Origin of the sequence: Pseudomonas soli (assembly GCF_900110655.1) — a bacterium.
In the GTDB taxonomy this organism is placed as follows: Bacteria; Pseudomonadota; Gammaproteobacteria; order Pseudomonadales; family Pseudomonadaceae; genus Aquipseudomonas; species Aquipseudomonas soli.
Window position 1 is genome coordinate 852,035 of the sequence record NZ_FOEQ01000001.1, and the last position, 17,727, is coordinate 869,761.

The window sequence follows — 17,727 nt, forward strand, 5'->3', positions numbered from 1 at the left end:
AGATCCAGCGCGGCCTCGAAGCTCCGTTGTCGATCGCCCGCGGCCTGGCCACTGGCAACGCCATGCTCGGCATGCAGGGAAGCGACGGCCAAGCGCTGATGAGGGTCGACCGCGAGCACCTGATCAACCAGCTCAAGCGCACCGTGGAGGTCAATCCAAGCGTGCTCGGCGCTTACCTTGGCTGGGAGCCAAACGCCCTCGACCATGCCGATGCCCGCTACGTCGGCAGCAGCCTGGTGGGTATCGACAGCGCCAACGGCCGCTTCCTGCCCTGGTGGTTCCGCAATGGCGATGGCAGCCTTGGCCAGGACAAGCTGGCCGATGTCGACGACCGCACAGTCCTCGCCACCGGCGTGCGCGCCAGCGAGTACTACCTGTGCCCCAAGGAGTCGAAGAAGGCCTGCGTGATCGACCCCGCGCCTTATAAAGTGGGCGACAAGATGGTCATGCTGGCGTCGTTCGTCGAACCGATCATGGTCGATGGCCAGTTCCAGGGCATGGCCGGTGCCGACCTGTCGGTGAACTTCATCCAGGACCTGCTCAATGCCGCCGATCGCCAGCTGTACGACGGCGCCGGCGAGCTGGCGCTGGTTTCCAGCAACGGCCGCCTGGTGGCCTATACCCGTGATCCGGCGAAATTCGGCGAGAAGGCCAGCGATGTGCTGGACAGCGACGAAGCCAGCACCCTCAACAGCCTGAGCGGCGAAACCCTGCACTACGAAGTGGACGCCGGCAAGGATCGCATCGAGCTGTACCTGCCGTTCAAGGTCGCCAACACCGATGCCCGCTGGACACTGCTGCTGGAACTGCCGCTGAGCGCCGTGATGGCTGAGGTCAACCAGCTGCAGAAGGATCTGGCCGAACAGCGTCGTACCGATATCACGGGCATGACCCTCGTTGGCCTCGGCATCGCCGCCCTTGGCCTGCTGGTGATCTGGTTGCTGGCCCTGGGCATCGCCCGCCCGCTCAAGCAGATGGTGGCGATGCTCGACGACATCGCCCAGGGCGAAGGCGACCTGACCCGTCGCCTGCACAGCGACCGCGCCGACGAGCTGGGTGCCATCGCCAAGGGCTTCAATACCTTCCTGGCCAAGTTGCAGGCCATGATCAGCCAGGTAGTGGGTTCGGTGCAGAAGGTCAGCGATTCGTCCGAGCACACCGCCGACATCGCCATCCGAACCAACCAGGGCGTGCACAAGCAGATGGCCGAGATCGACCAGGTGGCCACCGCCGTGCATGAAATGACCGCTACCGCCCAGGATGTCGCGCGCAACGCCACGCAAGCCGCCCAGGCCGCCAGCGCGGCCGACCGCGCCGCCAACCAGGGCCTGGAAATCGTGCGCGACACTTCCAGCGCCATCAGCGCCCTGGCCAGCGAGATCGGCCGCGCAGTCACCGTGGTCCAGGACCTGGCCCGCGACAGCGAAAACATCAATGCGATCCTCGTGGCCATCCGCGCCATTGCCGAGCAGACCAACCTGCTGGCGCTCAACGCCGCCATCGAGGCCGCCCGCGCCGGCGAGCAGGGCCGTGGCTTCGCCGTGGTCGCCGACGAGGTGCGCAACCTGGCGCAGAAGACCCAGCAGGCCACCGAAGAAATCCAGCAGATGATCCAGCAACTGCAGCAGGGCACCCGCGAAGTGGTCAAGGTGATGGAAGACAGCCAGGGCAAGACCGACGACAGCGTGCTGCAGGCCAGCCGCGCTGCCGAGGCGCTGGAAAGCATCACCCAGGCGGTGTCGGTGATCAACGACATGAACACCCAGATCGCCAGTGCCGCCGAGGAACAGAGTGCCGTGGCCGAGGACATCAACCGCAACGTGATCAACATCGGCCAGGTGGCCGGCGAAGTGGCGGGCGGTGCCGACGAGTCGAGCCAGGCCAGCGCCGAGCTGACCAAGCTGGCGGAGCAGCAGCGCCGCCTGATCAATCAATTCAGGGTCTGAGCTTTAAGCCGCAAGTGTATAGCGACAAGTCAAAGCCGAGCACGAACCGCTTTGACTTGCCGCTTGCAACTCACAGCTTACGCCGTCAGGCGGGGGTCAGGCACTCCGGCCCATCGAGCTTCGGATCGTTGACGAAATGTGCCAGCGCCCGCTCACGCAGTGCCGTCGGCGGCTTGGCCAGCAGCTCGTGCAGTTTTGCCATCGGCGTGCCGGGGTCCAGCCACAGCGCCTGCTCGGCCTCGTCCATAATCAGCGGCCGACGCTGGTTCATCGCCGCTTGCGTGACCACCGCACAACTCAGCCACTCTTGTTCCTGCACCGGGTAGATCTCCCACACCGCGGCGAAGAACAACGACGCGCCCTCCCCCGGCGTTACCCAGTACGGGCGCTTGCGCGCCGTGCCGCGCCATTCGTAGAAGCCGTTGGCGGGCATCAGGCAACGGCGCTGGCGCAGGGGTTCGCGGAACATCGGCTGCTCGGCCAGGGTTTCGGCACGGGCCTGTGCCGGTGTGCGGGAAAGGTCGGTGAGCCAGGCCGGGGTCAGCCCCCAACGAGCGCTGGCCAGCTGCAGCTGGCCGTCGACCTGGCGCTGAATCAGTACCGAGGCGCCGGGCGCAATATTCCATTGGGCCTTCTGGCCCGGGGGGAAGCCCGGCAGGCCGGCGAAGCTCTGGGACCAGCGAAACAGGGCGTAGCGTCCACACATGGGCGAAATCAAAACCTAGCAGATCAGGGTTCCGGGATAACTCTCCGGTTCGTCACCGGCAAGCGGCTGGGCGGCATTGTACTCATCGATCAGCTGCCGTGCGTACCCGGCCTGCTCGTCGGGCACCGCCAGACCGAGCAAGCCGTGCATCGGCAACTCGCCCACGGCGCCCATCAGGTCGCGCCCGACCAGGTGCACCTCGATGCCTTCGCTGGCCAGCATGCCCACCAGTACCTGGGCCTCCAGCAGGCTTTCCGGTTCATAGATTCGCCGCATCAGTCGTTCTCACCGTAGACATCGAGCATCCACTCCTCACCATGGACCTGCAGCACGAAGCGAATGGGCTTGCAGCACACCTGGCAGTCCTCGATGTATTCCTGGTCGCCGCCGGACAAGTCCACCGTGGTTTCGACTTCCTCGCCACAGTAAGGGCAATCGTAGATCGCAGTTTCCAGCATCGCGGCCTCCGGAGTGACTTGTGCGTATAATTGCCGGTCTGTTTACAGGGCCTGTGTGCGTCCGAGCCGTTTTTCGGAGCCCGCCCCTACCTAATTACCCTAGCCGTTTCCAACAAGAGAGCATGATGGGCGAATTCGATGCCATCCGACCGTACGACGACGCTGAGGTCCCTGCTGTGCTGGCACGCCTGCTCAGCGACCCGGCATTCCTCGATATCCTCACCCACTTCCGCTTTCCGCGCGCGGCGGGTGCCTTCGGCTGGCTGCTCAAACCACTGATCGCCCGGCGCCTGCGCAAGGAATTTGCCGGCGTGACCTGCGTATCCACGCTGCAGGACAAGGTCGAGTACTACGTCGACCGCACCATCGACCGCGCCACCGACGGCGTCACCTACAGCGGCGTCGAACAGCTCAAGTCCGGTACCGCCTACCTGTTCCTGGCCAACCACCGTGACATCGTGATGGACCCGGCCTTCGTCAACTATGCGGTGTACCACGCCGGCCTGCCGACACCGCGCATCGCCATCGGCGATAACCTGCTGCAAAAGCCGTTCGTCAGCGACATGATGCGCCTGAACAAGAGTTTCATCGTGCACCGTTCGATCAGCGGCCGCCGCGAGAAACTGGCCGCCTATCAACTGCTCTCGGCCTACATCAACCATTCGATCCGCAACGATGGCGCGTCGATCTGGATCGCCCAGGCCGAAGGCCGCGCTAAGGACGGTGACGACCGCACCGATTCGGCGATCCTGAAAATGTTCCACATGAGCCGCAAGGACGAACCGTTCGGCGCGGTGATCCAGAGCCTGAACCTGATCCCCGTGTCGATCAGCTACGAGTACGACCCCTGCGACCAGGCCAAGGCCCGCGAGCTGTACATCCGCGCCACCACCGGCACCTACAAGAAGGCACCCGGCGAGGACGACAACAGCATCGCCCAGGGCATCACCGGCTACAAAGGGCGGGTTCACATCAACTTCGCCCCTCCGGTGACCGAGTACCACGAGGACACCAAGCAGCTGGCGCAGGCCATCGACCGGCAGATCCTTGGCGGCTACCGGCTGTTCCCGGTGCATTACCTGGCCTATGCGATGTGGGCGGAGAAAGATGCGGCACTCGAAGTGCCGAGCGCGGAAAAACTGTTCCCCGCCGATGAACTGGCCAAGGCCAAGGAAGAATGGCAGCGCCGGCTGGATGCCTGCCCGGTCGAGCAGCAGCCGTACCTGGTGCAGCAGTACGCGACGCCGGTGCGCAATCAGTATCAGGTGAAGCGTCAGCCCACTTCAGCCTGACAACACACCTGTAGGAGCGGCTTTAGCCGCGATCACCCGCAAAGCGGGTGCCAGGCACCGCGTTGCCTGGATCGCGGCTGAAGCCGCTCCTACAGGGTCGACATCAGCGATTCAGATCCAGGTACTGAACCAGGACAGCAGCAACGCCATCGCCAGGCAGCAGAAGCCGAGGATGTAGTAATAGCGCGGCACCCGCTGCTCGAGCACGTCCACCACCCCTTCATCCATCGCCAGGCTTTCCCTCGCAAGCGCCTCGCGGCGCCGGGCGCCGTGCAGCAGCAAGCCGCCCGGGCAAGTGATCAGCAAAGCCAGCAGATTGATCAGCTTGGCCGGATGGGCGGCCAGGAAGCCCCAGAGCACTTGCAACGACATTACGCGACCTCGGTATCACATGTGGCAAAGCCCGGCATTCTACCCAAGCCCACATCGACCACCGCCACTTTGCGACCAGCTGTCATCTAATTTCACCTGTCACACGCTCGTCATCAAGACAGGCCACCCTGTCGGCCTTCAACTGACCGGAGCTTGTCATGCTGCACGCCGAAAACCAGGACCGCCTCTACCTCGTGGCCCAGAGCGACGAACAACAGGCGCTGATCGACAGCTTCGCGATCAACGTCCAGGACCGTCAGTGGCTGGTGTATTGCGCCCTGGGCGGGCATGCCCATGACGACCTGCCGGAGATCGACCCGCACACGGGCATCAGCCTTCTGGACTTTCACGTCCAGGCCGCCTGACTGGCCCTAGTGTGGTGTTTTGCAAATACGACCAATAACTCGCGAGTGATTTTTGCGCTCAGGCAAGGCGTCGCGACGAGTCGTAGCCCAGCTACGGCGAGGAGCGACAACGCCGCATGAGCGCAAAAAGCACCGCGAGTTATGGTCGTTATTTGTGAAACACAACACTAGAGACAGCCATGAAAAAGCCCGCTGCCTGATCCCAGGCAGCGGGCTTTTTGACGCGGTATCGGCGTGCTTACTCGCCCAGTACCTGACCGACGGTCGGGTCCTTGAACAGGCGGGTCAGGGCATCGCTGAGCACGTCGCTCACCAGCTTGGTGTTGGTTTCCTGGTTCGGCGCCATGCCGAACCGCTGGTCCAGCGACGCACCATAACGGCCGCTGTAGCGACGGTTGGCGTTCGACACATCAGCGCGGAAGGTGGCACCGATGGTCGCCTCGGTCACGTACATCTTGTCCTTGGGCGACTGGTACTTGAGCTCGGCCAGGGTCACGGTCAACTGCGGGGCATTGCCGGCATTCGGCGTCGGGGTGAAGCCCAGCAGGCGCACCGCCGCTTCGGCCTGGGCCTGCAGCTTGGGCACCACGTCATTGCCATTGACGGTGATGGTGCTGGTCTCGGGGTACATGCCACCACGGGTGCCGAGCGACTGCGAGGCGCGCCCATCGACGACCCTGACCACCACCGGCTGGCCGTGGCCGACCGGGGCCAATTGCTGGGTGAGCTTGGGTTGCGGGCTGAGTTGCTGCGGGCTGTGGGCACAACCGGCCAGGCTCAGGCTGGCCACCGCGAACAAACCGACCAACAGACGTTGCAACATGCGCATTTCTCCAGAAAAAGCGGCAAAGGCCCACAGTATACCTAGCGCGCCACACGCCAGCCATCGCCCGGCCCGCTTGTCACAATCGTTTCATGCCCCTGCGTTTATCCTTGCGTCAGCCCTCCCTCACAGGACACCACGTCATGGCCTCGCTCTGGACCCTGCTCTTCCACCGCCCGCGCCACGCCACCTACGCCCGCCTCGACAGCGATGGCACCTGCCTGGCCTTCAAGCACTGCGCCACACCGCCGGGCAACGGCACCTGGGTGCAGGTCAGCGAAGCGCGACTGGCCTGGCTGGGCCGCCCGCTGCCGGCCAGCGCCCGGGTTTGCCAGGGTGCAATGCGCCTTTGGCAGCAACGCACCCTCGCAGCCTGACAAACGCTGCAATAAAAACCAACAAGTACGCCCTTTCCGCCCGCGACATCGTTATAATCTCCCCCCGATTATAAGGACGTCTCCTGATCGGGCCCCGCATTCGCCGCTTCAACCCGGCACCCTCGACGCTTCGCCCACAGAGAGCCTTCCACTCAGGTCTTGCATTGGCTGTCGTGCCTGCTGTTTTCGGCCGTCCGCTGCGCATGAACCTGCGGGTTGCCATCGCGCAGTCCACTTTTGAGGTTCACGACTCCAAAAGAGCGTGAAAAAACGGTTTTTCACAACTTCACGAGAGTGTGGCGAGCAAATGAACAGTCTGGCATGTGCAAGAGCGGCAGATGTGTACCGAACAGCCCTGAACAGACGGCAAGAGCGCTCATCCCTGATGAACGCCTGAGGCCGGTCCATAACGCACGACGGACCACTTGACCATAAGTCGAATTGCCGCACCCGTGGCAATGGGCGTTCAATAGCCGAACACCCAAGACTGATTGGCGGTGTCCGCGGAAGTTGCAAGAACTGCGAAGAGTCGGACATGGCGATCCTGGCCAACCCAGGGATCCTATGCTGTCAATTAGGTGCTGTAGATTGTGGAGACGCGTTAATGGCGCAGAACGAATCGGTTGATGTGGTACTGGTAGGCGCGGGCATCATGAGTGCCACCCTGGCCGTACTGCTCAAGGAGCTCGACCCGACCCTGAAGCTAGAGGTCGTCGAGGCGATGGACTCCGGAGCCGCGGAGAGTTCCAACCCCTGGAACAACGCCGGTACCGGCCATGCCGGCCTGTGCGAGCTCAATTACACCCCGCAGGCCGCCGATGGCAGCATCGACATCAAGAAGGCCGTGCACATCAACACCCAGTTCGAGGTTTCGCGCCAGTTCTGGGCCTACCTGAGCCGCAAAGGCAACTTCGGCTCGCCGCGCGCCTTCATCAACCCGGTGCCGCACCTGAGCTACGTCGAAGGTGACAAGGGCGTCTCGTTCCTCAAGAAGCGTTTCGAGCTGCTCAAGCAGCACCACGCCTTCGCCGAGATGGAATACACCGAAGACAAGGCGGTGATGAAGGACTGGATGCCGCTGATGATGCCAGGCCGCCCGGCCGACCAGCACATCGCTGCCACCCGCGTGATGAAAGGCACCGACGTCAACTTCGGTGCCCTCACCAACAAGCTCCTCAAGCTGCTTGGCGACTCGCCCGATGCCCAGGTCAAGTACAGCAAGAAGGTCGTCGGCCTGCGCCGCAACGGCAGCGGCTGGACCGTGAGCATCAAGGACGTCAACAGCGGCGGCAGCCGTGAAGTGGACGCCCGCTTCGTCTTCCTCGGTGCCGGTGGCGCCGCCCTGCCCCTGCTGCAGGTGTCCGGCATCCCGGAAAGCAAGGGCTTCGGCGGCTTCCCGGTCAGCGGCCAGTGGCTGCGTTGCGACAACCCGGAGATCGTCAAGCAGCACCAGGCCAAGGTCTATAGCCAGGCCGCGGTCGGCGCCCCGCCGATGTCGGTACCACACCTGGACACCCGCGTGGTCGACGGCAAGAAATCACTGCTGTTCGGGCCATACGCCGGCTTCACCACCAAGTTCCTCAAGCACGGCTCCTTCATGGACCTGCCGCTGTCGGTGCGCATGGGCAACATCGGCCCGATGCTGGCCGTAGCCCGTGACAACATGGACCTGACCAAGTACCTGGTCAGCGAAGTGATGCAGTCGATGGAGCAGCGCCTGGAATCGCTGCGCCGCTTCTACCCGGAGGCGAAAGCCGAGGACTGGCGCCTGGAAGTGGCCGGCCAGCGCGTGCAAATCATCAAGAAGGATCCGAAGAAAGGCGGCATCCTGCAGTTCGGCACCGAGCTGGTCTCGGCCGAAGACGGCAGCCTGGCTGCCCTGCTGGGCGCATCGCCGGGCGCATCGGTGACCGTGTCGATCATGCTCGAGCTGATCGAGCGCTGCTTCCCAGAGCAGGCCAAGGGCGCCTGGGCCGCCAAGCTCAAGGAAATCTTCCCCGCCCGTGAGAAGACCCTGGCCACCGACGCGGCCCTATACCACAAGATCAGCGCTGAAAACGATGTGGCGCTGGAGCTGGTGGAAAGCAGCCCGGCCAAGCATTACGCCTGATCCGGCTGAAACGAAAAAACGCCCCCCCGGGGCGTTTTTTTTGCCTGGGCCGAGCCCGCAAAGCGGGGCAGCCAGATCAGCCGCGAGCTTTTTCGATGATCTCGATGTACTCCGGCGCATTGCGCTGGTCGGCTATGGCCTCGGCGAAGGTCTTGCCATGTTCGTCCTTGCCATCCAGATCGTAGCCGGCCGACACGAAGAAACCGACGTAACGCTCGAAGTCGTCGACGCGCAAACCACGGTAGCCTTTGATCAGCTTGTGATGCGAAGGCGAGGTCAGGCCATCGGCCGGTTCGAACTGCAGGAACGTCTTGATGTACTCGTCGCTGATCTCGTCACCAATCACTTGTTTCTTGTCTTTACGCATCGCCGACTCCAACTGGACCATCACGGACATTTTCGAAGGCCGGCAGTGTACCCCCCGGCGACGGCGAGCCTCAACGCGTACGTACGGTACCGGTGTGCAGGTCGGCCCAGATATGGCCGTTGGCATAGGTGAGGAACTGTACGTAGAGCGTCTCGTTACGCAGCAGGTCGATGATCACCCGATAGTCGGCCAACGGATAGTTGAGCGTCAGCGTGCGGGCCTTGTCGTCGTACACCGGTTTCTTCAGGCTCTTGCCGCCCTCGCCGTCGAAATTGAGCAAGACCTGGCCAATGGTCGAGCCCTTGCTCAGCGGCTTGCCCTTCAGGCGCACCTGCAAGGAAGAGGTGATCGGGATCGGCTGCTGGTCGGACTGGCGCTGGGTGCCGACCACCACGCTGTAGTCGGTGACCTGCAGCAGTTGCTGGCTGACCGGTGCTTCCTGGCGCAGTGAGAGGTCGTCGGGCGGGAGGAACTGGCTGTGCAGCGGCGCGGCGGCAAGCGGCAGGCTCACCGCCAGCAGGAGGGGGACGATCGCACGCATGTGGGGCTCCTTGGCATGAGCAGGCACTCTACGCACAGGCCCTGTCGCGGAGCAAGCCCGGTCCTGAGGTGAGGGCGCGGGCTCAAGATTGGCGCAAGCTCAATCGAACTGCGCGCGCATCCAGGCGTGATACTCGGCAACGGCCGCTTCACCTTCACGCGGCGCCCAATGAGCGTGCTCCCCCTCGCCCACCGGCCGGTACGGCCCGGCCTTGCACTCGAACATGACGCTGTCGGCCTCGAGCACCACCAGGCCATGGTAGGTGCCAGGCACCAGGTCGACCCCAAGACACTCGCCGCCCGCTTGCAGCACACGTTTGTCGGTGACCTGTCCCAGGTCATCGAAAATCAGCAAACCCAAGCGCCCTTTCAGGACGATCAAGACCTCGGCCTTGTCGTCACTCAGGTGCCTGTGCGGCGGGATATAGGTAGCTGGCTGCAAGCCCACCGCCATGCGGTGGCAGGGCTCTTCCATCTGGTGGAAGTTGTGGTGCTGGCGGCCACGCGGACTCTCGGCGGCCTTTTGTGCCAGCCCGACGAACAACGACTGATCGAGGAACGCAGGCTGGCGCATGCTCACATCCCCTTGACGGCGAAGAGGCCGTTGGCGTTGCGCCAGTAACCCTTGTAGTCCATGCCGTAGCCGAAGACGTAGCGATCGACGCACGACAAGCCGGTGTAGGTGGCCTTCAGGTCCGGACTGGCCTTGCGGTCGTGGTCCTTGTCGATCAGCACCGCGGTGTGCACGGCGCGGGCGCCGGCGTGCTTGCAGAACTCGATGATGGCGCTGAGGGTGTGCCCTTCGTCGAGGATATCGTCGACGATCAGCACGTCGCGGTCGATGAACGACACTTCCGGCTTGGCCTTCCAGAACAGCTCGCCACCGCTGGTGGTGTTGCGGTAGCGGGTGGCGTGCAGGTACGAGGCTTCAAGCGGGAACTGCAGGTGGGTCAGCAGTTTGCCGGAGAAGATCAGGCCACCGTTCATCACGCAGAAGACCACCGGGTTCTTGTCGTGCAGGTCCTTGCAGATCTGTTTACCGACCTCGGCGATGGCGGCCTCGACCTCGGCTTCGTTGTACAGGCAATCAGCCTCGCGCATCACTTGACGGATATGCTCGAGATCGGCGGACATGGCGCTCTCCAGGGGGTGCGTTTTGGAAAAGCGAGCAAAGGTACGCATCCGCTCGTCCCAGATCAAGCCTTTATGGACTAACGTGCACAATGACTGCACGACATCAAGGACTGAATAGATTAATCTAGCGCGGTTTTTTTGCCCGCCTCCCGGAGCCCTCCCCCTATGCCTACTCGTGAGATCCGCCATCCGCTGATCCGCCACAAGCTCGGCCTGATGCGCCGTGCCGATATCAGCACCAAGAATTTTCGCGAACTCGCCCAGGAAGTCGGTGCACTGCTGACCTATGAAGCCACACAGGACCTGCCGCTCGAAACCTACGAGATCGACGGCTGGTGCGGCAAGGTGCAAGTCGAGAAAATCGCCGGCAAGAAGATCACCGTAGTGCCGATCCTGCGCGCCGGCATCGGCATGCTCGACGGCGTGCTCAGCCTGATCCCCGGCGCCAAGGTCAGCGCCGTGGGCGTGGCCCGCAACGAGGAAACCCTCGAGGCCCATACCTACCTCGAGAAGCTCGCGCCGGACATCAACCAGCGCCTGGCCTTGATCATCGACCCGATGCTGGCCACCGGCAACTCGATGGTCGCCACCATCGACCTGCTGAAAAAAGCCGGCTGCAAGGAAATCCGCGCCATGGTCCTGGTCGCGGCGCCCGAAGGCATCGAAGTGGTGGAAAAAGCCCACCCGGACGTGCAGATCTACACCGCCTCGATCGACCAGCGCCTCAACGAGCACGGCTACATCGTGCCGGGCCTGGGTGATGCCGGCGACAAGATCTTCGGCACCAAGCAGAAGGACGCCTGACCATGCAGGACGGCTTCAACGACCCGCTCTGGCGCCAGGTCGTTTCGGGCGCGCAGATGCTCTTCGTGGCATTCGGCGCGCTGGTGCTGATGCCGCTGATCACCGGCCTCGACCCCAACGTGGCACTGTTCACCGCCGGCATCGGCACCCTGCTGTTCCAGCTGGTCACAGGCCGTCAGGTCCCGGTGTTCCTGGCCTCGAGCTTCGCTTTCATCACCCCGATCATCCTCGCCAAGGGCCAGTTCGGCCTGGCCGAGACCATGGGCGGTGTCATGGCGGCAGGCTTCGTGTACACCTTCATGGGCCTGATGGTGAAGATCAAGGGCACCGGCTTCATCGACCGCATGCTACCGCCGGTGGTCATCGGCCCGGTGATCATTTCCATAGGCCTGGCCATGGCGCCGATCGCCGCCAACATGGCGATGGGCAAGGGTGGTGACGGTGCTGCGCTGATGCCGTACAAGACCGCCATGCTGATCTCCATGCCGGCACTGCTGACCACGCTGATCGTGGCCGTGTTCGGCAAAGGCATCTTCCGCCTGGTACCGATCATCTCCGGCGTGCTGGTGGGCTTCGCGCTGTCGTTCGCCTTCGGCGTGGTCGACACTGCCAAGATCGCCGCGGCCCCATGGCTGGAACTGCCCAACTTCACAGCGCCAGCCTTCAACTGGCAGGCCATTCTGTTCATCGTGCCCGTAGCCCTGGCCCCGGCGATCGAACACATCGGCGGGGTGATTGCGGTGGGCAGCGTGACCGGCCGCGACTACCTGAAAAAGCCCGGCCTGCACCGCACGCTGCTTGGTGACGGCCTGGCCACCACGGCAGCCGGCCTGTTCGGCGGCCCGCCCAACACCACCTACGCCGAAGTGACCGGCGCGGTGATGCTGACCAAGAACTACAACCCGAAGATCATGACCTGGGCGGCGGTATTCGCCATCACCCTGGCCTTCATCGGCAAGTTCGGCGCATTGCTGCAGAGCATTCCGGTGCCGGTGATGGGCGGCATTCTCTGCCTGTTGTTCGGTTCGATCGCCGCAGTGGGCATGAACACCATGATCCGCCACAAGATCGACCTGGCCGAGGCCCGCAACCTGGTGATCGTGTCGGTGACCCTGGTGTTCGGTATCGGCGGCGTGCTGATCGGCAGCGGTGACGGCCCGGACGATTGGGGCCTGAAGGGCATCGCCCTGTGCGCCGTGGTGGCCATTGCCCTGAACCTGATCCTGCCGGGCAATGATGGCTGGAAGAACAAGAAACTGGATGATCAGTTGCCTTGAATGACCAAGTAGTTGCACCCATGTGAGAGCGGGTTTGTCCCGCGATGGCTAAGCCCAGGCCATCGCCTTCGCGGGGCAAGCCCGCTCCCACGCAGCATCACGGATTCCCGCTCAGGCCTTCTCGCACAGTCCCGCCAGCACTCTCACCCACTCTGGGTGATCGTTAAGGCACGGCACCAACACTAGCTCCTTGCCGCCGGCCTCGATGAACTGCTCACTGCCGCGCATGCCGATCTCTTCCAGCGTCTCGATGCAATCGGCGACAAACGCCGGGCACATCACCAGCAACTTCTTCACCCCCGCCTTGCCTAGCTCGTCAAGACGCGTTTCGGTATACGGCTCGATCCACTTGGCTCGGCCCAGACGCGACTGGAACGACACCGACCACTTGCCCTCGGGGATGCCCATCTTCTCGGCGAACGCCCTGGCCGTGGCCAGGCACTGGCCGCGATAGCACACCGCGCGCATCTCGGCGCTGGCGTCCTTGCAGCAGTCGGCCGCCTGGAAGTCATGGTTGCCGGTGGGGTCGAGCTTTTTCAGGTGCCGTTCGGGCAGGCCATGGAAGCTCAGCAACAGGTGATCGTAGTCCTGCTCCAGGTACGGGCGGGCGCTGGCAGCTAATGCCTCGATATAGTCGGGATGCTCGTAGAACGGCTGGAGCACGCGGGTCTGCAAGGGCAGCCGGCGCTCGGCGATGGTCTGCTTGGCCAGCTCCACCACCGTAGTCACGGTACTGTCGGCGAACTGTGGATAAAGCGGTGCCAACGTCACCTTGCGCACACCTTGCGTGGCCAGGCGCTCGAGCACGTCAGGCAGTGCTGGCTCGCCATAGCGCATGGCGATCTCCACCGGGCCATGGGGCCAATGCTCGAGCATCGCCTGGCGCAGGCGGCGGGTCAGCACCACCAGGGGCGAACCTTCATCCCACCAGATCGAGCCGTAAGCATGGGCCGACTGCTCCGGCCGCTTGATCAGGATCAGCGACACCAGCAACCGCCGCACCGGCCAGGGCAGATCGATCACATAGGGGTCCATCAGAAACTGGTTGAGGTAACGGCGCACGTCGGCTACCGAGGTGGAAGCCGGCGAACCCAGGTTGACCAGCAGCAGGGCATGATCAGTCATGCAGCGTCCTATGTCAGAGGCGGCTGGACAGGTTGTCCAGGGCCGATTGCAGATCGTTGAAACGGAACGTGAAGCCCGCCGCCAACAGGCGTACAGGGCGGGCACGCTGGCCACCGAGCAGTAGCGTCGACAGCTCGCCGAGCACGGCCTTGAGCAGCAGCGCCGGCGTCGGCATGAACGCCGGACGATGCAAGGTGCGCCCCAGGCGCTTGGCGAACTCGCGATTGCGCACCGGCTCCGGCGCGCAGGCATTATAGGGACCGCTGGCCTCCTTGTGCTGCATGAGAAAATCAATCAGGGCGATTTGATCATCGATATGCACCCAGGGCATCCACTGCCGGCCATCGCCCAGAGGCCCGCCCAGGCCCAGTTTGTAGGGCAGTCGCAGGCGCGACAAAAAGCCGCCATCGGCCGCCAGCACCAGGCCAGTTCGCACCAGCACCACGCGGATCCCCAATGCCTGTGCACGCAGGGCGGTCTCCTCCCAGGCGATGCACAGCTGGCTGGCGAAGTCCTCCTTCACCGGGGCCGAGGTCTCCGTGAGTTCGCGCTCACCGCCGTCGCCGTACCAACCCACCGCAGAGCCGGAAATCAGCACCGACGGCCGCTGCTCACGGCTATCCAGCCAGGCCAGCAACTGTTCGGTAAGGGTCACCCGACTGGCCCAGAGCAGGGTCCGGCGCGCCGCAGTCCAGGGGCGATCGGCGATCGGCGCGCCGGCCAGGTTGATGACTGCATCCACTGGGTCGTCCTTGGCGATATCGTCCAGCCGCGCAACACCACGCACTCCAGTGCCACAGATTTTCGCCACCTGTTCAGGCCTGCGGCTCCAGACAGTCAGCCGATGCCCCTGGCCCCGCCACAGTTGGCACAGGTGTTGGCCGATAAGGCCGGTACCGCCGGTCAGCAATATATGCATGGCTGTGTCCTCACACTTGGCGGCCGTGGTCTATTTTTAAGATCAAGGCACTTTTTTGACTGATCGCTCTCGGATAAACATAGGCCACCTGCCTATCGAGCGGAATAACCTTATACAAACATTGTGCATTGTACAGGTTTGCCTGGCAGCGTACGCTGCGTGAAGCTAGGTTCGAAGAGGCCATCATGACAGTACCTATCGCCATCATCGGAGCCGGTATCGCCGGCCTGTCCGCAGCCCAGGCCCTGCAGAAGGCCGGGCAGACCGTCCACTTGTTCGACAAGGGCCATGGCAGCGGCGGCCGCATGGCCAGCAAGCGCAGCGATGCCGGGGCCCTCGACCTTGGTGCACAATACTTCACTGCCCGTGACCGGCGCTTCGTCGAGCAGGTCCAGCACTGGGTCGCTTCGGGCTGGGCCGCGCAGTGGAAACCGCAACTGTACAACTACCGAGATGGCGAACTGACGCCCTCCCCGGACGAACAGGTCCGCTGGGTCGGCGTGCCGCGCATGAGCGCCATCACCCGCGGCTTGCTCAAGGATGTCACGGTCAACTTCGGCTGCCGCATCGCCGAAGTGTTCCGCGGTAAGCAGTACTGGCATTTGCAGGACACCGAAGGCTGCAGCCATGGACCGTTCAGCCGAGTGGTGATCGCTGTGCCGGCCCCCCAGGCCACACCGCTGCTGGCCGCCGCACCGAAACTCGCGGCGGTCGCCGCAGGCGTGCAGATGGAACCCACCTGGGCCATCGCCCTGGGCTTCGAGACACCACTCGACACGCCGATGCAGGGCTGCTTCGTACAGGCCAACCCGCTCGACTGGCTGGCTCGTAACCGTAGCAAGCCAGGCCGGGACGCACACCTCGATACCTGGGTACTGCACGCCACGTCCGACTGGAGCAAACAGCACATCGACCTGGCCAAGGAAGAGGTGATTGAACAACTGTGGGGTGCATTCGCCGAAATGCTCAGCTGCTCGGTGCCCGCGCCTACCTTTGCCCTCGCCCACCGCTGGCTGTACGCCCGCCCCGCGGTCAACCACGAGTGGGGCACGCTGGCCGATGCCGACCTGGGTTTGTATGCCTGTGGCGACTGGTGCCTGTCCGGGCGCGTCGAAGGTGCCTGGCTCAGCGGCCAGGAAGCCGCCAGGCGACTGCTGGAGCACCTCGAATAGTCGCGCTGAAAACTTATACAAAAATTTCGCTTGTATAAGTTTTCATCTGTGCTGAAATTAACTTGTACAAATTTTTCAGCCTGTACAAGTATTTCGGAGACCGCGATGAACGCTCCCCTTTCCAGCCGCAAGCCACGCTTGGCCATCAGTGCCTGCCTGACTGGCCTGAATGTGCGCTACAACGCTGGCCATAAAGCCTCCAGCTTGTGTCTGGACCTGCTCGATGAACATTTCGACTGGGTACCGTTGTGCCCTGAAGTCGCCATCGGCCTGGGAACCCCGCGCGAGCCGATTCGTCTGGTCGGTGATCCCGAACATCCGGTGGTCACCGGCACGCTCAACAGCACCACCGACTTCACCGGCCCGCTACGCGAATACGGCGAGCAAATGGCCGAGCAGATCGACGACATCTGCGGCTACATTTTCATGCAGAAATCGCCGTCTTGCGGGCTTGAACGAGTGAAGGTCTATCAGGATGAAGGCCGTCCTGCGCAGCGGGCTGGACGGGGGGTGTACGCTGCGGCGTTCTGTGCCCGGCGCCCGGATCTGCCGGTCGAGGAAGAGGGGCGTTTGCACGATCCGGTACTGCGGGAGAACTTCATTGCCCGGGTCTACACTTACGCCGACTGGCAATCACAACTGCGTCAGGGCCTGAGCCGAGACGCGCTGACCCGCTTTCATGCGCGCTACAAGTACCTGCTCATGGCCCACAACCCACAGGCCTATCGCAGCCTCGGCCGCCTGCTTGGCAGCTTGAACCGTGACGATGATCCCGCGCACATCGGTAGCCAATACTTCAGCCAGCTGATGCAGGCGCTGCGTCGCTGCGCCAGCCGCGGCACCCACGGTAACGTGCTGCAGCACCTGAGCGGCTATCTGCGCAATGACCTGGATCGAGCCGACAAGGCTGAACTGCAACAGCTCATCGGCCAATACCAGAAAGGCGTGGTGCCACTGGTCGTGCCGTTGACCCTGCTCAAGCACCACTTGCGCAACCATCCCGATCCCTACCTCATGCAGCAGGCGTACCTGCAACCCCATCCGGAAAACCTTGGATTACGCAATGCCATCTGACGAACTGCTGCCCATCGGCGAGGTAGCGCGACTCACCGGCGTCAATCCGGTCACCTTGCGCGCGTGGGAGCGTCGCTACGGCCTTATCAAGCCCCAGCGCACTCCCAAGGGCCATCGCCTCTATTCCCAAGACCAGGTGCAAAGGGTCCAGGCCGCGTTGTGCTGGTTGGAGCGCGGCGCCGCAATCAGCCAGGTGCGCGAGCTGCTGGACGGCTCAACGAACACTCCGCCAACCCTCCAGGGCGAATGGGGTGAACGTATCGAGCAAATGATCACGGCAACTACACGCCTGGCCCAGCGCCCCTTGGACCAACTACTGAACCAGATGATGGCCCTCTACCCTGCCGTGACCGTCTGTGAACGCCTGCTCTTGCCGCTACTAGAGGCACTCACATCGCGCTGGCAAACCCATTTCGACGCCCGTCTCGAGCAGGTCTTTTTCCATACCTGGCTGCGCAGCAAGCTGGGCGCCCGTGTTTATCACGATGGCCAATCACTAACCGGCCCCTGCATACTGCTCGCCCGCACCGACGATACCCCCTTTGACACGGAGTTCTGGCTCTGCGCCTGGCTGCTGAGCAGCAATGGCCATCACCTGGAGATTCTCGAGTGGTCCGTCGAGCCTCGCCAGCTGCGCCTGGCCGTGGATCGACTGCGACCGCATACGCTGCTGCTGCATCTCGGGCGGCGTCCAGACCTGACCGCATTGGGGCGAGCACTTCGGGAAACCAACGTGAAGAAACTCCTGGGCGGTAGCACGGTCACTCTTCATGAAGCTGAGCTTCGTGCCCTGCCGCTGACCGACCTGTATCTGTTCGACAGCCCGCAAGCCGCCTTGCGCCGCTTCCAGCAACCCTGACCAATCG

21 protein-coding genes and 1 pseudogene are annotated in these 17,727 nt (G+C 63.4%); 11 read left to right on the forward strand and 11 right to left on the reverse strand.

The window, feature by feature from the left end; translation table 11 throughout:
- Positions 1 to 887 precede the first annotated feature (887 nt).
- Both BMY03_RS26890 and BMY03_RS26895 read left to right on the forward strand, forming a co-directional pair.
- Positions 888 to 1,091: pseudogene (locus tag BMY03_RS26890) on the forward strand (HAMP domain-containing protein); the annotation flags it as partial.
- 111 nt (positions 1,092 to 1,202) lie between these two features.
- Positions 1,203 to 1,946: a methyl-accepting chemotaxis protein gene (locus BMY03_RS26895; protein WP_371041509.1), complete on the forward strand. Its 744-nt coding sequence runs from the start codon at positions 1,203 to 1,205 to the stop codon at positions 1,944 to 1,946.
- Between the two features lie 85 nt (positions 1,947 to 2,031).
- Here BMY03_RS26895 and BMY03_RS03920 read toward each other — a convergent pair whose 3' ends face one another.
- The 3 genes from BMY03_RS03920 to BMY03_RS03930 are packed head-to-tail and all read right to left on the reverse strand — an operon-like array spanning position 2,032 to position 3,110.
- Positions 2,032 to 2,652, reverse strand: a complete 621-nt coding sequence (locus BMY03_RS03920; RefSeq protein ID WP_094010290.1) for an SOS response-associated peptidase — start codon at positions 2,650 to 2,652, stop codon at positions 2,032 to 2,034.
- A gap of 15 nt (positions 2,653 to 2,667) precedes the next feature.
- Positions 2,668 to 2,928, reverse strand: a complete 261-nt coding sequence (locus BMY03_RS03925) for a putative signal transducing protein (protein WP_023630964.1) — start codon at positions 2,926 to 2,928, stop codon at positions 2,668 to 2,670.
- Positions 2,928 to 3,110, reverse strand: a complete 183-nt coding sequence (locus tag BMY03_RS03930; protein ID WP_010225771.1) for a CPXCG motif-containing cysteine-rich protein — start codon at positions 3,108 to 3,110, stop codon at positions 2,928 to 2,930. The genes BMY03_RS03925 and BMY03_RS03930 overlap by 1 nt, the downstream gene beginning before the upstream one ends.
- A gap of 125 nt (positions 3,111 to 3,235) precedes the next feature.
- On the opposite strand from BMY03_RS03930, the gene BMY03_RS03935 reads away from it, so the two are divergent.
- Positions 3,236 to 4,402 carry a 1-acyl-sn-glycerol-3-phosphate acyltransferase gene (locus BMY03_RS03935; RefSeq protein WP_023630963.1) on the forward strand — a complete coding sequence of 389 codons (1,167 nt, stop codon included), beginning with the start codon at positions 3,236 to 3,238 and terminating at the stop codon, positions 4,400 to 4,402.
- A gap of 111 nt (positions 4,403 to 4,513) precedes the next feature.
- Here BMY03_RS03935 and BMY03_RS03940 read toward each other — a convergent pair whose 3' ends face one another.
- Complete coding sequence (locus BMY03_RS03940; RefSeq protein WP_023630962.1) at positions 4,514 to 4,774, reverse strand: hypothetical protein; 261 nt, start codon at positions 4,772 to 4,774, stop codon at positions 4,514 to 4,516.
- A 158-nt stretch (positions 4,775 to 4,932) separates the two neighbouring features.
- On the opposite strand from BMY03_RS03940, the gene BMY03_RS03945 reads away from it, so the two are divergent.
- Positions 4,933 to 5,139, forward strand: coding sequence for a hypothetical protein (locus BMY03_RS03945; RefSeq protein WP_031315277.1), 207 nt, complete (start codon positions 4,933 to 4,935; stop codon positions 5,137 to 5,139).
- A 238-nt stretch (positions 5,140 to 5,377) separates the two neighbouring features.
- Here BMY03_RS03945 and BMY03_RS03950 read toward each other — a convergent pair whose 3' ends face one another.
- A complete protein-coding gene (locus BMY03_RS03950) occupies positions 5,378 to 5,962 on the reverse strand; it encodes a YajG family lipoprotein (RefSeq protein ID WP_023630961.1) in 585 nt (194 codons plus the stop codon).
- A 143-nt stretch (positions 5,963 to 6,105) separates the two neighbouring features.
- Here BMY03_RS03950 and BMY03_RS03955 point away from each other — a divergent pair, with 143 nt between their 5' ends.
- Together BMY03_RS03955 and mqo are read left to right on the forward strand one after the other, a co-directional pair.
- Positions 6,106 to 6,339, forward strand: coding sequence for a hypothetical protein (locus BMY03_RS03955; RefSeq protein ID WP_094010291.1), 234 nt, complete (start codon positions 6,106 to 6,108; stop codon positions 6,337 to 6,339).
- Positions 6,340 to 6,943: 604 nt separating this feature from the next.
- The gene (mqo, locus tag BMY03_RS03960) at positions 6,944 to 8,449 is read left to right on the forward strand and encodes a malate dehydrogenase (quinone) (RefSeq protein ID WP_023630753.1); all 1,506 of its coding nucleotides are present in this window, start codon (positions 6,944 to 6,946) and stop codon (positions 8,447 to 8,449) included.
- Between the two features lie 76 nt (positions 8,450 to 8,525).
- Here mqo and BMY03_RS03965 read toward each other — a convergent pair whose 3' ends face one another.
- From BMY03_RS03965 to BMY03_RS03980, 4 genes are all read right to left on the reverse strand, one after another.
- Positions 8,526 to 8,816 (reverse strand): PA4642 family protein, encoded by a 291-nt coding sequence (locus BMY03_RS03965; protein ID WP_023630752.1) that lies wholly within the window; start codon positions 8,814 to 8,816, stop codon positions 8,526 to 8,528.
- A gap of 70 nt (positions 8,817 to 8,886) precedes the next feature.
- On the reverse strand, positions 8,887 to 9,357 hold the full coding sequence (locus BMY03_RS03970) for a hypothetical protein (RefSeq protein ID WP_023630751.1): 471 nt from the start codon (positions 9,355 to 9,357) through the stop codon (positions 8,887 to 8,889).
- A gap of 99 nt (positions 9,358 to 9,456) precedes the next feature.
- On the reverse strand, positions 9,457 to 9,930 hold the full coding sequence (locus BMY03_RS03975; protein WP_023630750.1) for a WbuC family cupin fold metalloprotein: 474 nt from the start codon (positions 9,928 to 9,930) through the stop codon (positions 9,457 to 9,459).
- A 2-nt stretch (positions 9,931 to 9,932) separates the two neighbouring features.
- Positions 9,933 to 10,490 (reverse strand): hypoxanthine-guanine phosphoribosyltransferase, encoded by a 558-nt coding sequence (locus BMY03_RS03980; protein WP_023630749.1) that lies wholly within the window; start codon positions 10,488 to 10,490, stop codon positions 9,933 to 9,935.
- A gap of 165 nt (positions 10,491 to 10,655) precedes the next feature.
- On the opposite strand from BMY03_RS03980, the gene upp reads away from it, so the two are divergent.
- Positions 10,656 to 11,294, forward strand: a complete 639-nt coding sequence (gene upp, locus BMY03_RS03985) for a uracil phosphoribosyltransferase (protein ID WP_023630748.1) — start codon at positions 10,656 to 10,658, stop codon at positions 11,292 to 11,294.
- A gap of 2 nt (positions 11,295 to 11,296) precedes the next feature.
- A complete protein-coding gene (locus BMY03_RS03990; RefSeq protein ID WP_038707351.1) occupies positions 11,297 to 12,571 on the forward strand; it encodes a uracil-xanthine permease family protein in 1,275 nt (424 codons plus the stop codon).
- A gap of 111 nt (positions 12,572 to 12,682) precedes the next feature.
- Here BMY03_RS03990 and hemH read toward each other — a convergent pair whose 3' ends face one another.
- Entirely contained in the window at positions 12,683 to 13,696 is a 1,014-nt protein-coding gene (hemH, locus tag BMY03_RS03995; protein ID WP_023630158.1) for a ferrochelatase, read from the reverse strand.
- A gap of 13 nt (positions 13,697 to 13,709) precedes the next feature.
- Entirely contained in the window at positions 13,710 to 14,615 is a 906-nt protein-coding gene (locus tag BMY03_RS04000; protein ID WP_094010292.1) for a TIGR01777 family oxidoreductase, read from the reverse strand.
- Between the two features lie 185 nt (positions 14,616 to 14,800).
- Between BMY03_RS04000 and BMY03_RS04005 the strand changes: the two genes are divergently transcribed.
- From BMY03_RS04005 to BMY03_RS04015, 3 genes are all read left to right on the forward strand, one after another.
- A complete protein-coding gene (locus tag BMY03_RS04005) occupies positions 14,801 to 15,787 on the forward strand; it encodes an NAD(P)/FAD-dependent oxidoreductase (protein ID WP_023630156.1) in 987 nt (328 codons plus the stop codon).
- A gap of 105 nt (positions 15,788 to 15,892) precedes the next feature.
- Positions 15,893 to 16,861, forward strand: coding sequence for a YbgA family protein (locus BMY03_RS04010; RefSeq protein ID WP_094010293.1), 969 nt, complete (start codon positions 15,893 to 15,895; stop codon positions 16,859 to 16,861).
- Positions 16,851 to 17,720 (forward strand): MerR family transcriptional regulator, encoded by an 870-nt coding sequence (locus tag BMY03_RS04015; protein WP_094010294.1) that lies wholly within the window; start codon positions 16,851 to 16,853, stop codon positions 17,718 to 17,720. The genes BMY03_RS04010 and BMY03_RS04015 overlap by 11 nt, the downstream gene beginning before the upstream one ends.
- Positions 17,721 to 17,727 lie beyond the last annotated feature (7 nt).

What these genes read in the sequence shown, in the direction of transcription:
- upp (WP_023630748.1), top strand. Translation starts at nt 10,656, where the DNA reads ATGCCTACTCGTGAGATCCGCCATCCGCTGATCCGCCACAAGCTCGGC.
- BMY03_RS03935 (WP_023630963.1), top strand. Translation starts at nt 3,236, where the DNA reads ATGGGCGAATTCGATGCCATCCGACCGTACGACGACGCTGAGGTCCCT.
- BMY03_RS03925 (WP_023630964.1), bottom strand. Translation starts at nt 2,928, where the DNA reads ATGCGGCGAATCTATGAACCGGAAAGCCTGCTGGAGGCCCAGGTACTG.
- mqo (WP_023630753.1), top strand. Translation starts at nt 6,944, where the DNA reads ATGGCGCAGAACGAATCGGTTGATGTGGTACTGGTAGGCGCGGGCATC.
- BMY03_RS03940 (WP_023630962.1), bottom strand. Translation starts at nt 4,774, where the DNA reads ATGTCGTTGCAAGTGCTCTGGGGCTTCCTGGCCGCCCATCCGGCCAAG.
- BMY03_RS26895 (WP_371041509.1), top strand. Translation starts at nt 1,203, where the DNA reads ATGGCCGAGATCGACCAGGTGGCCACCGCCGTGCATGAAATGACCGCT.
- BMY03_RS04015 (WP_094010294.1), top strand. Translation starts at nt 16,851, where the DNA reads ATGCCATCTGACGAACTGCTGCCCATCGGCGAGGTAGCGCGACTCACC.
- BMY03_RS03970 (WP_023630751.1), bottom strand. Translation starts at nt 9,357, where the DNA reads ATGCGTGCGATCGTCCCCCTCCTGCTGGCGGTGAGCCTGCCGCTTGCC.
- BMY03_RS03955 (WP_094010291.1), top strand. Translation starts at nt 6,106, where the DNA reads ATGGCCTCGCTCTGGACCCTGCTCTTCCACCGCCCGCGCCACGCCACC.
- BMY03_RS03950 (WP_023630961.1), bottom strand. Translation starts at nt 5,962, where the DNA reads ATGTTGCAACGTCTGTTGGTCGGTTTGTTCGCGGTGGCCAGCCTGAGC.
- BMY03_RS03990 (WP_038707351.1), top strand. Translation starts at nt 11,297, where the DNA reads ATGCAGGACGGCTTCAACGACCCGCTCTGGCGCCAGGTCGTTTCGGGC.
- BMY03_RS03980 (WP_023630749.1), bottom strand. Translation starts at nt 10,490, where the DNA reads ATGTCCGCCGATCTCGAGCATATCCGTCAAGTGATGCGCGAGGCTGAT.
- BMY03_RS03945 (WP_031315277.1), top strand. Translation starts at nt 4,933, where the DNA reads ATGCTGCACGCCGAAAACCAGGACCGCCTCTACCTCGTGGCCCAGAGC.
- hemH (WP_023630158.1), bottom strand. Translation starts at nt 13,696, where the DNA reads ATGACTGATCATGCCCTGCTGCTGGTCAACCTGGGTTCGCCGGCTTCC.
- BMY03_RS03975 (WP_023630750.1), bottom strand. Translation starts at nt 9,930, where the DNA reads ATGCGCCAGCCTGCGTTCCTCGATCAGTCGTTGTTCGTCGGGCTGGCA.
- BMY03_RS03930 (WP_010225771.1), bottom strand. Translation starts at nt 3,110, where the DNA reads ATGCTGGAAACTGCGATCTACGATTGCCCTTACTGTGGCGAGGAAGTC.
- BMY03_RS04000 (WP_094010292.1), bottom strand. Translation starts at nt 14,615, where the DNA reads ATGCATATATTGCTGACCGGCGGTACCGGCCTTATCGGCCAACACCTG.
- BMY03_RS04005 (WP_023630156.1), top strand. Translation starts at nt 14,801, where the DNA reads ATGACAGTACCTATCGCCATCATCGGAGCCGGTATCGCCGGCCTGTCC.
- BMY03_RS04010 (WP_094010293.1), top strand. Translation starts at nt 15,893, where the DNA reads ATGAACGCTCCCCTTTCCAGCCGCAAGCCACGCTTGGCCATCAGTGCC.
- BMY03_RS03965 (WP_023630752.1), bottom strand. Translation starts at nt 8,816, where the DNA reads ATGCGTAAAGACAAGAAACAAGTGATTGGTGACGAGATCAGCGACGAG.
- BMY03_RS03920 (WP_094010290.1), bottom strand. Translation starts at nt 2,652, where the DNA reads ATGTGTGGACGCTACGCCCTGTTTCGCTGGTCCCAGAGCTTCGCCGGC.